The organism is Thalassotalea agariperforans (assembly GCF_053470345.1).
This window is the reverse complement of sequence record NZ_JBQMWH010000003.1, coordinates 429,858-443,510: the sequence shown is the minus strand read 5'-3', so window position 1 is coordinate 443,510 and position 13,653 is coordinate 429,858. Positions and strand designations below refer to the sequence as shown.

18 protein-coding genes are annotated in these 13,653 nt (G+C 37.8%); 2 read left to right on the top strand and 16 right to left on the bottom strand.

Annotation, left to right across the window (positions count from 1 at the left end):
* Positions 1 to 18 precede the first annotated feature (18 nt).
* The gene (locus ACSLUO_RS07255) at positions 19 to 144 is read right to left on the bottom strand and encodes a hypothetical protein (RefSeq protein WP_448247508.1); all 126 of its coding nucleotides are present in this window, start codon (positions 142 to 144) and stop codon (positions 19 to 21) included.
* Positions 145 to 385: 241 nt separating this feature from the next.
* Here ACSLUO_RS07255 and ACSLUO_RS07250 point away from each other — a divergent pair, with 241 nt between their 5' ends.
* A complete protein-coding gene (locus ACSLUO_RS07250; protein ID WP_448247506.1) occupies positions 386 to 985 on the top strand; it encodes a Yip1 family protein in 600 nt (199 codons plus the stop codon).
* A gap of 86 nt (positions 986 to 1,071) precedes the next feature.
* Here the strand turns inward: ACSLUO_RS07250 and ACSLUO_RS07245 are convergent, their stop codons facing one another.
* Genes ACSLUO_RS07245 through ribH form a run of 4 tightly spaced genes read right to left on the bottom strand, consistent with a single transcriptional unit; the run spans position 1,072 to position 3,411 of the window.
* Positions 1,072 to 1,530 (bottom strand): phosphatidylglycerophosphatase A family protein, encoded by a 459-nt coding sequence (locus tag ACSLUO_RS07245; RefSeq protein WP_448247505.1) that lies wholly within the window; start codon positions 1,528 to 1,530, stop codon positions 1,072 to 1,074.
* A gap of 17 nt (positions 1,531 to 1,547) precedes the next feature.
* Positions 1,548 to 2,501 carry a thiamine-phosphate kinase gene (gene thiL / locus ACSLUO_RS07240; protein ID WP_448247504.1) on the bottom strand — a complete coding sequence of 318 codons (954 nt, stop codon included), beginning with the start codon at positions 2,499 to 2,501 and terminating at the stop codon, positions 1,548 to 1,550.
* A gap of 18 nt (positions 2,502 to 2,519) precedes the next feature.
* Positions 2,520 to 2,930 (bottom strand): transcription antitermination factor NusB, encoded by a 411-nt coding sequence (nusB, locus tag ACSLUO_RS07235; protein ID WP_448247503.1) that lies wholly within the window; start codon positions 2,928 to 2,930, stop codon positions 2,520 to 2,522.
* 16 nt (positions 2,931 to 2,946) lie between these two features.
* Positions 2,947 to 3,411, bottom strand: coding sequence for a 6,7-dimethyl-8-ribityllumazine synthase (gene ribH, locus ACSLUO_RS07230; protein ID WP_448247502.1), 465 nt, complete (start codon positions 3,409 to 3,411; stop codon positions 2,947 to 2,949).
* 212 nt (positions 3,412 to 3,623) lie between these two features.
* Between ribH and ACSLUO_RS07225 the strand changes: the two genes are divergently transcribed.
* Positions 3,624 to 3,935: a DUF6170 family protein gene (locus tag ACSLUO_RS07225; RefSeq protein WP_448247501.1), complete on the top strand. Its 312-nt coding sequence runs from the start codon at positions 3,624 to 3,626 to the stop codon at positions 3,933 to 3,935.
* Between the two features lie 76 nt (positions 3,936 to 4,011).
* On the opposite strand, the gene ACSLUO_RS07220 is transcribed toward ACSLUO_RS07225, so the two are convergent.
* The 11 genes from ACSLUO_RS07220 to cheY form a co-directional block, all read right to left on the bottom strand.
* Positions 4,012 to 4,776, bottom strand: a complete 765-nt coding sequence (locus ACSLUO_RS07220; RefSeq protein ID WP_448247499.1) for an MlaA family lipoprotein — start codon at positions 4,774 to 4,776, stop codon at positions 4,012 to 4,014.
* A 113-nt stretch (positions 4,777 to 4,889) separates the two neighbouring features.
* Positions 4,890 to 5,333, bottom strand: coding sequence for a DUF2802 domain-containing protein (locus ACSLUO_RS07215; RefSeq protein ID WP_448247497.1), 444 nt, complete (start codon positions 5,331 to 5,333; stop codon positions 4,890 to 4,892).
* 53 nt (positions 5,334 to 5,386) lie between these two features.
* The gene (locus ACSLUO_RS07210) at positions 5,387 to 5,878 is read right to left on the bottom strand and encodes a chemotaxis protein CheW (RefSeq protein ID WP_448247495.1); all 492 of its coding nucleotides are present in this window, start codon (positions 5,876 to 5,878) and stop codon (positions 5,387 to 5,389) included.
* Between the two features lie 63 nt (positions 5,879 to 5,941).
* Positions 5,942 to 6,706 carry a chemotaxis protein CheW gene (locus ACSLUO_RS07205; RefSeq protein WP_448247493.1) on the bottom strand — a complete coding sequence of 255 codons (765 nt, stop codon included), beginning with the start codon at positions 6,704 to 6,706 and terminating at the stop codon, positions 5,942 to 5,944.
* Positions 6,707 to 7,483 carry a ParA family protein gene (locus ACSLUO_RS07200; protein WP_448247491.1) on the bottom strand — a complete coding sequence of 259 codons (777 nt, stop codon included), beginning with the start codon at positions 7,481 to 7,483 and terminating at the stop codon, positions 6,707 to 6,709. It lies immediately after the preceding gene.
* Positions 7,484 to 7,495: 12 nt separating this feature from the next.
* The gene (locus tag ACSLUO_RS07195) at positions 7,496 to 8,461 is read right to left on the bottom strand and encodes a flagellar motor protein MotB (RefSeq protein ID WP_448247489.1); all 966 of its coding nucleotides are present in this window, start codon (positions 8,459 to 8,461) and stop codon (positions 7,496 to 7,498) included.
* Complete coding sequence (locus ACSLUO_RS07190; protein WP_448247488.1) at positions 8,449 to 9,204, bottom strand: flagellar motor protein; 756 nt, start codon at positions 9,202 to 9,204, stop codon at positions 8,449 to 8,451. The genes ACSLUO_RS07195 and ACSLUO_RS07190 overlap by 13 nt, the downstream gene beginning before the upstream one ends.
* Positions 9,197 to 10,303: a protein-glutamate methylesterase/protein-glutamine glutaminase gene (cheB, locus tag ACSLUO_RS07185; protein WP_448247486.1), complete on the bottom strand. Its 1,107-nt coding sequence runs from the start codon at positions 10,301 to 10,303 to the stop codon at positions 9,197 to 9,199. The genes ACSLUO_RS07190 and cheB overlap by 8 nt, the downstream gene beginning before the upstream one ends.
* A gap of 16 nt (positions 10,304 to 10,319) precedes the next feature.
* On the bottom strand, positions 10,320 to 12,443 hold the full coding sequence (locus tag ACSLUO_RS07180; RefSeq protein WP_448247484.1) for a chemotaxis protein CheA: 2,124 nt from the start codon (positions 12,441 to 12,443) through the stop codon (positions 10,320 to 10,322).
* Positions 12,444 to 12,458: 15 nt separating this feature from the next.
* Entirely contained in the window at positions 12,459 to 13,205 is a 747-nt protein-coding gene (locus ACSLUO_RS07175; protein ID WP_448247482.1) for a protein phosphatase CheZ, read from the bottom strand.
* 41 nt (positions 13,206 to 13,246) lie between these two features.
* Positions 13,247 to 13,630: a chemotaxis response regulator CheY gene (gene cheY / locus ACSLUO_RS07170; RefSeq protein ID WP_448247480.1), complete on the bottom strand. Its 384-nt coding sequence runs from the start codon at positions 13,628 to 13,630 to the stop codon at positions 13,247 to 13,249.
* Between the last annotated feature and the right edge of the window lie 23 nt (positions 13,631 to 13,653).

The window sequence follows — 13,653 nt, the reverse complement described above, 5'->3', positions numbered from 1 at the left end:
TGAAATTATGTCGTTTAGTCATCTAAACCAATAATTTTTAACGCCGAGTAAAGCGATTTTAGCCTCAGCCCACAGGGCAATGGCTATTTTCTGCGCTAGCTGCATTAGAATTTCACTCATTTGGAATAACCAAACAACGTTCATTCTGCTTTGCTATCACTTAAAATAGCCTATTGCTGAAAATATAAACAAAGATCAACAGACCCTAGGTAAGAACTCCTTCTCTCTCATTACCACATTATGACGTTTATTTTTTAAACAATGCTTGACGTAAGCAATTATATCTTACATAAATAAGATATCGGTAAAAAATAATACCGAATAAAAAATGAAATTAGCTGAAATTCTGCTAATTTTAAATTGGGGATAGCGAGAGGAAGTTATTATGATTTTAAATCACATTTGGGGCTTATACGCTCATCCAAGAGAAGAATGGCAAACCATTGAAAAACGCCATGAAAGCTTTTTCTACAGTATGGTGCATATTCTTACCGTAGGGTTAATTCCGTCAATCAGTGCCTACTATGCTTCTGCGCATATTGGTTGGTCTATTGGCGCTGGTGATCCCATAAAGTTAACGCAAAGCAGCGCAGCGATCATGTCAATCGGCATGTATTTCGCCCTAATTCTCGGCGTTTTAGCGCTAGCATATCTTATTCATTGGATGGCAAAAACCTTTGATTCGACACCAGATTATACGCAATCTTTAGAATTAGCCGCTTATACCGCCACACCTTTATTAATGGTTGGTATTGCTGCACTATATCCAGTTTTATGGTTTTTCGTTTTAGCCGGCCTTGCTGCTATTTGTTATAGCGTTTATTTACTTTATTCCGGCGTGCCTATAATGATGAACATACCTGAAGAAAAAGGCTTTATTTATGCAAGTTCCGTAGTTACTTGTGGTTTAGTTTTATTAGTAACTATTATGGCCGCTACCGCTATTCTTTGGACTATGGGTTTTGGTCCAGAATATATGTCGTAAATAATCAGTGATCAAACAAAAATGCCGTTGAAATATTCAACGGCATTTTTTTTATCTAATCTTATCAAGCTATCAATTATTCTAACCTAGAAAATAAACTGCATACACACAAAGGCAGCGATACCGGCTAGAATATCATCTAACATAATACCAAAACCCCCATGTAGTTTTTTATCAGCGACCGAAATCGGCCAAGGCTTCAAAATATCAAAAAAGCGAAATAACAAAAAACCAACAAGTAAGGTTAACCAAGTAAGCTCGGTTAAATATAAAGTGATAAACAAACCAACAAATTCATCCCAAACAATCGCTGGATGATCATCAACACCAACGGCTTCAGCTGTTTTTCCACAAAGATAAACACCAATAACCGACATCAGGATAATCAAAATACCTAAATAAAGATCAGGTAAATAACTACATAATAAATAACAAGGTAAGGCAGCTAATGTGCCAAAAGTTCCAGGTGCTTTAGGCGCTAAGCCGCTACCAAAGCCTAACGCTAAAAATTGTACCGGACTTTTTAAATTAAATGATTTTTGCAAGAGAGCACCTTGAACACTTAAAAGTGCTCAAATCCTTTTGTATTAATTTTAACGGGAGTTTCGTTAATTGTGGTGGTCAATTTATTGGTGTGATTGATTTGACCAATACAGGTAATTTTATTACTGGTTTGGCCAACGGCGGTTTCCATTGCCACTTTATTGGTTTCAGAAACCGTAAAAATCAGCTCATAATCATCACCGGCATTAATAGCAAACTCTATCGCCATATCACCTAAACTCTCTTTAAGTTCATCGGATAGTGGAATATGGTCAAGAATAATATTGGCCCCCACATTTGACTCTCGACATATGTGGTTTAAGTCTGCCAGTAAGCCATCAGAAACATCTATAGCCGAAGAAGCATAGTCTCTTAACGCCTGCCCTAGTAGAATTCTAGGCTTAGGGTATTCAAGTTTACGCTGAACCTTTTCTACATACTCTGGCTTTAAGCTGATTTTATTCTGCAAATGCATTAAGGCTAAACCGGGATCACCAATATCAGCAGATACATAAATCCAGTCACCTGGCTTAGCACCACTGCGTGTAATATATTTATTATCTGGTACAAAGCCCTGTGCTGTTACAGTAATGCTTAATGGTCCTTGCGTAGTATCGCCACCAATAAGTTGAACATTAGTATATTCACAGAGTTCAAAAACACCGTCACAAAAGTCTTTTATCCAAGCCTCATCCACACTTGGCATAGTTAAGGCTAATGACACCCATGCAGGCTCAGCACCCATCGCAGCTAAGTCAGACAAGCTGACTGCGATTGATTTATGGCCGATAGCTTTTGCCGAAGTATCTTCTGGAAAATGCACACCTGAAACTAAGGTGTCAGTGGTAACAGCGATATTCTGAGAGCCATTAACTTTTAATATAGCGCAATCATCCCCGATCCCTAACAACACATCCTTGCGTTTAGTAATTTGCTCACTAAAGTATCGCTTTATTACATCAAATTCTTTCATTATATTCGCTATTAATCATTAAGAACGTATTAATTTTACGGCTTTATCGAGTACACCATTGACAAATTTATGGCTATCATCAGCCGCAAATTCTTTGGCTAATTCAATAGCTTCATTAATAACAACTTTATATGGTACTTCTTCGTTATTACTTAATTCAAAAACCGCTAAACGTAAAATAGCCTTTTCAACATGATCAATCTCTTCAATAGGACGTTCAACATGTGGTGAAATGGCTAAATCTAATTCACTGACTGAGGCTGTAACCCCCTGCAATAACGTTTGAAAATAAGGAATATCAAAACGACGTTTAGCATTTTCAGTTAAAAAATGCAGCTCAATATCAGAAACAGAGTTCTGACTAATTTGCCATGAATAGATAGCCTGAACCGCTAATTCACGCGCCTTTCTTCTTGCAGATGGTTTCAACTTCAATCTCCGAAAATTACAATTGGTCTAATACGTTAACCATTTCTAAAGCACTTAATGCCGCTTCTGCGCCTTTATTACCTGCTTTAGTACCCGCTCTTTCAATCGCTTGTTCGATAGAATCGGTTGTGATCACACCAAATGCTACTGGTGTTGTAAATTCCATTGAAACTTGCGCTAGGCCTTTGTTACATTCACCGGCAACAAAATCAAAATGAGGTGTACCACCTCTGATCACAGCACCGATAGCAATAATGGCATCGTATTCACCTTTAGCCGCTATTTTTTTAGCCGCTACAGGTAATTCATAAGCACCAGGAACACGAACAACCGTAATGTCGTCATCAGCAACGTTACCGTGACGTTTTAATGCATCAATTGCACCTTCTAATAAGCTTTCAACAATAAAGCTATTAAAACGAGATACAACGATAACGAATTTTTTGCCTGAAGCAACGAAAGAACCTTCAATGACTTTCATATGATATTTACCTGTCGAATAATGTCTAATAAAAAAACGCGGCAATTCTACCAAATAGGCACGAATTTCGATACACGTTTATCCATTTTTTCACATACTAACGAAATTAATGACGATTATTGGAGGGATAACGAAGTTAAGTACGGATTAAAGCTTAATTTAACAGAACAATTTAGGTAAGATCAGGCCACAGTTATTAACCAATGAGTATTATGGCTATTATTTTTTCATCCAATAACCTTCCTGAACTACAACAATATTCAGTGAAAGAACGCCAACAAATATTAGCAATCGCCAGTAATAAGCTTGTTACACCGCAAAAACTTATTCTCAATTTAATTAAATTATTTATTTTGATACCACCATTTATCATGATCGCTAGATTAGACACTTGGTTACTGTTTATCCCCCTAATTTTTGTTTTAGTTGGCTATTTTGTTTTAATGCGCCCGATTTCGTTATATTTTTTACGCGCACACTTACCTAATGCCATTAAACAATTTACTTCAAATCAAAATACATAAGCTGAATATATAGGCATAAAAAAAGCGGTATTGTCGTTAAGCAACAATACCGCTTATCTTCATAACGATTACTCGTTTATTGTAACTCTTCTAAATAAGCATCTAGATCATCTTCTGCTGCTTGATCAACGACGATCGGTGGTTTGCCATCGTAAACTTTGTAATTCATATTTTGAAAATAGGCATTTTTAACAAAGATATAATCATCAATCGCTTCATTGACTAAACTTTCATTTTCACTTAACTCAGCACGTGTTTCCAAGGCAAGTACGGTTAATCTTACAACATTCGGCCAAAAATCAATGGCGGCTAAAGGCCAATAGTAACTGTCGACATAATCACCAACTTCTTCCCTCACCGAGCTTGGCCCCATCGCAGGCACAACTAAATAAGGCCCGTCGCTAACGCCATAAACACCGAGTACCTCACCAAACTCTTCTTCTTTGCGCTCCCAGCCAAAGTCACTAGCTGGATCAAAAAAACCTAACAAACCAATTGTTGAATTTAATGTGAACCGTCCGGCACTTTTAGCGGCATCACTAAATTTAGCCTGTAATAAGTGGTTAATAATTGTTGCCGGTTCATTTAAATTAAGCGCCATGTTATAAACGCCGGAACGTAAATCTGCTGAGACATATTCAACATAAGCCTGTGAGGCAGGCTTAGCAACGTATTTATCAGCATAATCCCATGTAAAGCGCCACGATGCCCGATTGATAGGTTCAAGTGGATCTTTCTGTGCTGATGGTGCAGAGGTTGATGAACAACCACTAACTAAAGCCGTAGTAATAATAAAAAATACTGACACAACAGTATTGAGGGGACGTTTATTTATAAACACCGACAAATTCCTTGTAACTAGAAGGGAGCGTGATAAATGATCCGTGAAAGGATGATTAAAAAGACAATTCTAATGAGGTAGGCATTAATTTACAATGAATTAACCGCTTAATTTTATTCTTTTAGATGAATCGAAAATAATAGCTCAGCTTCTGCTCGCGGAATATCGCATTCAGCAATGATTTCTTCAATGTCGGCACCTAACTCAACCATTTTTAATGCTCTGCGATATAACTTATCTTCTGGTTGCTCGTGCTTGAGCTTTTCTAACTCCGTTTCTAATTCAGCCAGCTTTTCTTGTATATGTTTAGTGCGAACCGTTAATTGCTTAGTAACTTGTTCATTTTCAAGAATCGGTGCTTGTAACGTTTCTTGAATGCTGGCTAATAACTCGTGTTGCTGCACATCGTTCATTTGTTGGTTATCAAGTACTAAGGTTAAATTAGCAGATTGTTCTTCTAATACATTTATTTTTTTTGATAAACGTATGATATATAACACGGTAATTGCGAAAACCAGTAAAACAACAATTAATAAAGCAACAACAATACTAGGCATATTTTATTCGACACAAAAAAGCCTGCTTGCACAGGCTTAAATAACGTTAAGAATTAAAATTGTTTTAATTCATCCCACTCATCATCAGTGAGTAATTTATTTAAATCAACCAAAATTAGTAACTCACCATCGCGGTTTGAAACACCTTGAATGAATTTAGCGCTTTCGTCATTTCCAACATTTGGTGCGAGATCAATATCTGATTTTTTCAGATAGACCACTTCTGCAACACTATCCACCAAAATACCAATAACTTGCTTTTCTGATTCAATGATCACAACGCGGGTATTATCAGTAATTTCAGCAGAAACTAAACCAAAGCGAGAGCGAGTATCAATAACAGTAACAACATTACCACGTAAATTAATAATCCCTAAGACATAAGCCGGTGCGCCAGGAACTGGTGCTATTTCCGAATACCGTAAAACTTCCTGTACTTGCATTACGTTTATACCGTAGGTTTCGCTATCAAGCTTAAACGTTACCCATTGAAGCACTTCATCATTATCTACAGTATCATTAACATTGCGTCTTTCATCAGACATACGACTTATCCTCAAAAAATTTCGTATTTATATTCTTATTAATATACAGCTAAATTATTCACATTACCGCTGATGAATATTTTCACCGTCATTCAGTAACTGTATAAGCGACTCTACATCAAGTAAAGCACACATCCGTTCTTTAACCAAGCCCGCTAACCAAGGTCTTTTACTTGGCGAATCAAGCCATTTAACTTCATCTTCATGTAAAGTAACAGTATCAACTAAATGCTCTGCTGTTAAGCCCCATTGGCTATCACTTAACATGATAATATATTGATAGTTTAGCGAATTTTTTAATGTTTCGTCACATTTTTCAGGCATAACCCACAAAGCGGTGTCTACAACATTGATTTTTTCATCACGGTTTATCATTACCCCTTTAAACCAGTCGGGCTTACCCATTAAGTGGGTCGTGTCACCAATATTGTGAATACCACCAAGTTCAACTAATGGTACTGCAACCGTTAAGCCGGCAACATCAAAAAACATCGCTTGAAAACTAGAACGAGAAAAAGCTTTTTCCGGTTGAAGTTGAATACCACCTTGGCTTTTTTTCGTGGCTAATGGCGTATCAATGGCAACTTTTGTTGTAACTTCCGGTTTTACTTCTGTTGTTTTAACTTTAGCGGGTATTTTTAATTTTTGTTCAGATTTAGCCGTAGTAACAGCAACTTTGGGTTCATTAACCGTACTTAATAACTTTTCTAATTTTTGCTCATGTACTGGCGTATCAAATGTTTTTTCATTGACAGGCTCATCATCTGTCATCAATTCAGACAGATAATTTTTCATTACTTTATTACTTGCGGCTAACGTTTTTGCCATTTAGCCCTCCACAGCCTGTTTTTCGATCAAATGTGTCAGTAAGCTTTTATAAGCATACACCCCCCTTGCTGAAGGTGCATAATCTGACGGCACTTTTTGCGCACTACTCGCGTTTCTAAAGTTAGTATCAATTGGTATAACGCCTGTCCAAACAGTATCGCCATAAATTTCTTTCATTTTATGGTAAGCAAGTAAAGAGGCTTTGGTTCGTTTATCAAACATGGTTGGCACTATGGTGTAAGCAAAAGGCTTTTCTTGCTCGCTTTGCATCATTTCCATGGTTTTCATCATACGATCTAAGCCTTTAAGTGCTAAAAACTCAGTTTGTACCGGTACAATGATCCGATCCGATGCCGCTAAAGCATTAACCATCAAAACCCCTAAAACCGGCGGACAGTCCATCAGCACAAAATCATAATCATCAGATAATTTTGCGATAGCTTTTTTAAGGACTAACCCCATACCACCTTTAGCACCAAGCGATCGGTCTAACGTGGCTAACCCCATTGTAGCAGGTAAAATATCAATATTGGCATATTTAGTTGGACACAAACTTTGTAAAATTTGTTCTTTGGTTGAAACCTGAACAAATAAGTCATAAACACTTAGTTCTAAATCTTCTGATTCAATGCCAAAATAATAACTTAATGAGGCATGGGGATCGGTATCCACTAATAAAACACGATAGCCTTGTTCAGCTAACAAGCCACCTAATGAAATGGTCGATGTAGTTTTACCTACACCGCCTTTTTGATTTGCTACTGTCCAAACTACCAAAGGGCTGTCCTATTACTGTGAGTTTTCTAACTCATCATCACGAGTGGTAATACGTATACCACCATTTTCAAGCTGTATAATTCTAATTTTATTAGGTTCGCCCGAAGAATCAACAACTTGTTTAATAGCTTCAACATCTTTCACGCTGATGGTCGGCGTATTTATCAGATTAGAATGAGCAAGGCCATATTTCGAGATCGCAATAACCACTCGACGATTCTGTGCCCGCCCTGCTGCCGTACTATTATCAGCATTAGGATAAAATTGTCCGTATCCTTCAATTGCCATGCGGGCAGGATCCAAATTTTGCTCTTCCAAAACTCTTAATATAGCCGTTGCTCGATAAACTGAAAGCTCCCAATTAGATGAAAATATTTCATTATTTATCGGTTGATTATCAGTATAGCCTCTTACACGAATAAAGTTACTGACCTCACCAATAACATCGTAAATTACGGCTAAAATAGACCGTGCTGAATTTGTAGGTGACGCAGAACCACTAGGAAATAACAAACCACTGTTTAATTCAATTTCTAGCCAATCGCCATCAATTTGAAGTTGGGCATAACCTGACTCAACTAACTCGTATAATGCAGTATGTAATTTTTCTTCTAATGATTCCAAATTAGTGCCAACATTACTCTGTTCAATATTCGACAACTGTTTTTTACCATCAACAAGCTCTGGACCATCAACTTCAAGAATACCATCACCATATAATCGTTTATTCGTTTTAGTTGAATTAACCGGTAAAATATCGTCGCCTTCACCTTTATTTTTAGTTTTTGTTTCTGACGATTGAAACACTCGGCCAAGCGATTCAGTTACCGTTTCAAACGGCTTGTCATTCACTATCGCCATAGCATACAAAACAACAAATAAAGCGAATAACAAAGTCATATAATCAGCATAGGAAACTAACCAACGATGAACATTATCCTGCTCAATTGTATGACGATGTTTTCTTAATCGAGACATTGCATTAGCCTAAAAGAAGACAATTTATTTTCGATAGCATGTGGGTTTTCAGAATTAGCTACAGCAACAAGCCCTGCGGAAATCATTTCTCGATAAACGGTTTCGTAATGAACAAGACCTTTTAACTTATTCGCTATCGGTAAATAAACCAAATTCGCAAACCCAACACCATAAATAGTTGCAACAAAAGCCGTGGCGATGCCTTCTCCTAACATATCAGGATTACTTAAGTTTGACATAGCGTGAATTAAACCTAAAACCGCACCTAAAATACCAATAGTTGGGCTATAGCCACCCATTGCTTCAAAAATATTGGCAGATCGCAAGTTATGCTCTTGTTGTAAATCAATATCAAGCTCTAAGGCTTCTTTAAATTGCTCAACTTCGACACCATCAACAATAAAATTTAAACCTTTGCGAACAAATTCATCTTCAGTATCAAGGGCAAAACTTTCTAACGATAAATAACCCGCTTCTCGTGATCTTTCTGACCACATTAAAATATCGTCAATGCCTTTATTAATATCGTATTTGGGTGGAAAAACAATCCATTTTAAAAGTAAAACAGCATGAATAAATTGGCTGCTCGATGATTGCAACATCACCGCGCCTAAGGTTCCACCAAAAACAATGATAAATGCTGGTAATTCTAATAAACCACTTATTGCTCCACCATCAAGTGAAAAACCAAGATAAATAGCAAGAATTGCAATAAGAAGCCCAGCAATACTGAGCTTATCCATTAGTCACTTCCTTTATGATATTGTCAGATATTTCAGCTAAAGGTAATGATAAATCGGTTAAACCGGCAACGGTTACCGCTTGCGGCATACCGTACACCACACAAGATTCTTCATCTTGCGCCCAAATAGTAGCGCCTTTACTTTTCAACATACGAGAGCCCTCTCTTCCATCTGAGCCCATACCAGTCAAAATCAAAGCTAATACGTCACCTTGAAATACTTTTGCAGCTGAGCCAAAGCTAATATCAACACTGGGTTTATAAGTAATTCTAGGAGAATTATCTTCCAGCACCTTTATTTTTGCAGCAGATTCTGTGCCATCAATAATCATTTGTTGGCCACCAGGCGCTAAATAAGCACAACCTGGTTTTAAGATATCACCACTAGCAGCTTCTTTAACCTTAATCTGGCATAAACTGTCTAAACGGGCGGCAAATGCTGGCGTAAACGCGGCCGGCATATGCTGAATTAATAAAATAGGCAAAGGAAAATTCGCCGGAATTTTTGTTAACACTGTTTGTAATGCAACAGGGCCTCCGGTTGAAGTACCAATGGCCAATAACTTATAGCTTTTGTTTTGATTAACTCTTTTCGTCGCAGGTGTAGGAAAAGCCTCCGGAGTTCTTGAGCGTAAACTAGATTGACTTGCAGTAAAACTACTTACAGGACGAGTTGTGGGAATTCGGCTTCTGAGTCGCCCTTTTTTTCTTGCTAACTCAAGCACTCGCTCTCTTAACAGAGAACCAGCATCTTCACTATTCGCCGCTATTTCATTAAATTTTTTCGGTAAAAAGTCTAATGCGCCAGCTTCAAGCGCTTCTAATGTTGCTTTTGCGCCCTTATGTGTTAATGAAGAAAACATTAAAATGGAGGTCGGCGCTTTTGCCATTATTTGTTTAACCGCTTCAATGCCATTTAATAATGGCATTTCAATATCCATGGTGATCACATCAGGTTTTAAAGCAATAGCCTTGGCAACGGCATCCTTACCATCCACAGCAACATCAATTACATTGATGTCTGCTTCTTTACTTAATATATCGGATAAGCGGCGTCTGAAAAAACTTGAGTCATCAACTACAAGTACTTTATAAGCCATTATGCTCTCTTTAAAATTACGATCTTAATTTTTTATTAACTGACGATTTTTTGGCGTAATATTTCAGCATATTAGGCACATCTAAAATCAAAGCAATACCACCATCACTAGTAATTGTTGCTCCAGCCATACCCGGTGTGCCATGAAGTAAACGATCTAATGGTTTAATCACAACCTCCTCTTGACCAACTAAACTATCAACAACAAAAGCAATTTGCTGTGAACCTAGTTGTACAATAACGACATGACCTTTATCTCTTGGCTTCTCTTTATAATCACGAACCAACCATTCATCTAAGAAGAATAATGGTATAGCTTTATCGCGTACGACAATGGTTAATTGACCATCAACCGTATTGGTATTGGTTAAATCTAGATGAAAAATTTCATTCACACCAGCTAACGGTAAAGCAAAACTTTGTTTGCCAACAACTACCATCAAGGTAGGTAAAATAGCTAACGTTAACGGTACTTTGATTTCTAATATGGTACCTCGGCCCATTTCTGAGTCGATATTAACAGTACCATTAAGCTGGGTAATTTTTGTTTTAACAACATCCATTCCCACACCACGACCTGATACTTCAGAAATTTCAGTCTTAGTAGAAAAACCCGGCGCAAAAATTAAGCTATACGCTTCTTTATCTGACATTCTAGCAGCAGCTTCTTCATCAAGAACGCCACGTTCAATCGCAATTTCTTTCAATTTATCAGGGTTCATCCCCGCACCATCATCTTTGATGGTCAACAATATATGATCACCTTCTTGTGATGCCGAAAGTGTAACTGTACCTTCACGCGGTTTATGATTTTGTTCACGAACACTAGGTTCTTCAATACCATGATCCACCGAGTTTCGTACTAAATGCACAAGCGGATCAGCTAAAGCTTCTACTAAATTTTTATCAAGATCGGTATCTTCACCAACCAGTACTAAACGAATTTCTTTGTTTAAACTGCGCGCTAAATCTCTTACAACACGAGGAAATCGGCCAAAAACTTTTTTAATCGGTTGCATGCGGGTTTTCATTACCGCACCTTGCAAGTCCGTGGTTACCGCATCTAAATTTGACACAGCTTTAGTTAGATCTTCATCTTCTTTTGTCAGACCTAAACTTGTTAAACGATTTCTAACAAGAACAAGCTCACCAACCATATTCATGATTTGATCTAATCGTTTGGTATCAACTCGAACCGTGGTTTCACCTTGTTGACTAGCCGGTGCAGCTGCTTTTTTATCTTTCGCTGCGGCAGCTGGTGCTGGCGCTTTTTTAGCTGCTGGTTGAGGTTTAGCCACTGGAGCAGGAGCTGGTTTAGCTGCAGGTGTTGGCTTAGGAACTTCAGGTGTAGCTGGCACACTAGGTGTATTGGAAGCTACAGGTGATTTACCTTTACCATGAATTTCATCTAATAATGCTTCAAATTCTTCATCATTAATTTCGTCTGAATTACTCACTGACGATGGCGATGAACTTTGGCTAACATTAGAAGAAAATGCGCCTTGACCATGAAGTTCATCTAATAAAGATTCAAATTCATCGTCAGAAATATCGTTTGATTCAGGAGTATTAACTACTGGCGCTGCAGCTTTAGGAGAGCCCGGGCCATGTAATTCATCTAATAGGGCTTCGAACTCATCATCGGTCATTTCATCTGAACTTGCCGAATTAGAAGTAGGCTCTTCTGGTGACGCCGTGATAGCAGGTTCAGCAACAACTTCAGGTTCTGGTTCAGCAGCTGCATCTTGAGATTCTGGCACACTTAAACGGTGTAATTCATTTAATAGCGCAGGATCAGCCGGTTCAGTTTCTTCTCTATTTTGTACTAGAGCAAACATTTCATTGATAGTATCAAGCGCTTGTAAAATCACATCCATTAATTCAGCGGTAACTGAACGCTGGTTAGTTCTTAAAATATCAAAGATATTCTCTGCGCCATGACAAACGTCAACTAAGTTATTTAAAGCTAAAAATCCAGCGCCGCCTTTAACTGTGTGAAAACCTCTAAAAATAGCATTGAGTAACTCAGCATTATCAGGATCGTTTTCTAATTCCACGAGTTGTTCGGATAAAGTTTCTAGTATTTCACCAGCTTCGATTAAAAAATCCTGAAGAATTTCTTCATCTGCTTCATAAGACATACGCTGTCATTCCTCTTAAAACCCTAAGCTTGAAAGTAAATCGTCGACATCATCTTGGTCGGCAACAACATCATCACGTTCTTCTTTATTTACTATCGGACCTTCTACCAAGTTATCACCCACTTTTGGTGCTGATTTGGTTTTTGAAGATCCATCAGGCGTATCACCTTGACTGATACCAAACGCCGTTAGCATATTAATCAAGCTATCTTCAACTTCTCTAACTAAATCAATAACTTTACGAATAACCTGACCAGTTAAATCTTGAAAGTCTTGCGCCATTAAGACATCCGTCATTAATGAATGCATATGCTTTGTTTCAGCATTAGTAGTAACAATAAATGCATCTAAATCATGGCACAAACCTTTAAAACCAGGGAGATCGATTTCATTTCGCATCAATGACTGCCACTGAGGCATAACCTTAGTAACTTGCTCTTGAATTTTATCGACAACGGGGAAAATAGACTCTACCGCATCCATGGTTTTATTAGCCGCATCTTCTGTTCGGCTAATAACATAATTAAGCCGTTCTTTCGCATCAGGAATATCAGCTGTCGCCAAATCATTAAGACGTGAATCTAGCTGAAAATTCATCAACGAGTCATGTAATTGGCGAGTTAACTTACCTATTTCAGCAAACAATACTGTATTGATAGGATTTTGAATTTTAGCAACTAATTCATCAGCCTTGTCTTGCTGACCGTTTTCTAAATATTCAACTAGCAACTTCGCCTGCTCTAAAGAGACATGGCTACTCATTCATCGACTCCTATGCATTGAGCCGTTTAACTTAGTCAAAACTAAGCTAAACGTTCAAAGATTTTGTCAAGCTTCGTTTTTAACGTTGCAGCGGTAAAAGGCTTAACAATATAGCCATTAACCCCAGCTTGAGCAGCCATAACAATTTGCTCTTTTTTAGCTTCTGCTGTCACCATTAAAACAGGAATATGCGATAAACTTGCATCTGCTCTTATTGCTTTTAATAAGTCGATACCTTGCATTCCAGGCATGTTCCAATCAGTTACAACAAAATCAAAGTCACCACCCTGCAGCATAGGTAACGCAGTACTACCGTCATCAGCTTCTTGAATGTTAGTGAAACCTAAATCACGTAATAAATTCTTTACTATACGTCTCATAGTTGAAAAATCATCAACAACAAGCACTTTCATGTTTTTATCCAAGACACCCTCCGGCGATTTAATTT

Bases quoted from the DNA above. Each gene is read 5' to 3' on its own strand.
- ACSLUO_RS07255 (WP_448247508.1), bottom strand. From the start codon at position 144: ATGAACGTTGTTTGGTTATTCCAAATGAGTGAAATTCTAATGCAGCTA.
- ACSLUO_RS07250 (WP_448247506.1), top strand. From the start codon at position 386: ATGATTTTAAATCACATTTGGGGCTTATACGCTCATCCAAGAGAAGAA.
- thiL (WP_448247504.1), bottom strand. From the start codon at position 2,501: ATGAAAGAATTTGATGTAATAAAGCGATACTTTAGTGAGCAAATTACT.
- ribH (WP_448247502.1), bottom strand. From the start codon at position 3,411: ATGAAAGTCATTGAAGGTTCTTTCGTTGCTTCAGGCAAAAAATTCGTT.
- ACSLUO_RS07225 (WP_448247501.1), top strand. From the start codon at position 3,624: ATGGCTATTATTTTTTCATCCAATAACCTTCCTGAACTACAACAATAT.
- ACSLUO_RS07215 (WP_448247497.1), bottom strand. From the start codon at position 5,333: ATGCCTAGTATTGTTGTTGCTTTATTAATTGTTGTTTTACTGGTTTTC.
- ACSLUO_RS07210 (WP_448247495.1), bottom strand. From the start codon at position 5,878: ATGTCTGATGAAAGACGCAATGTTAATGATACTGTAGATAATGATGAA.
- ACSLUO_RS07205 (WP_448247493.1), bottom strand. From the start codon at position 6,706: ATGGCAAAAACGTTAGCCGCAAGTAATAAAGTAATGAAAAATTATCTG.
- ACSLUO_RS07195 (WP_448247489.1), bottom strand. From the start codon at position 8,461: ATGTCTCGATTAAGAAAACATCGTCATACAATTGAGCAGGATAATGTT.
- ACSLUO_RS07190 (WP_448247488.1), bottom strand. From the start codon at position 9,204: ATGGATAAGCTCAGTATTGCTGGGCTTCTTATTGCAATTCTTGCTATT.
- cheB (WP_448247486.1), bottom strand. From the start codon at position 10,303: ATGGCTTATAAAGTACTTGTAGTTGATGACTCAAGTTTTTTCAGACGC.
- ACSLUO_RS07180 (WP_448247484.1), bottom strand. From the start codon at position 12,443: ATGTCTTATGAAGCAGATGAAGAAATTCTTCAGGATTTTTTAATCGAA.
- ACSLUO_RS07175 (WP_448247482.1), bottom strand. From the start codon at position 13,205: ATGAGTAGCCATGTCTCTTTAGAGCAGGCGAAGTTGCTAGTTGAATAT.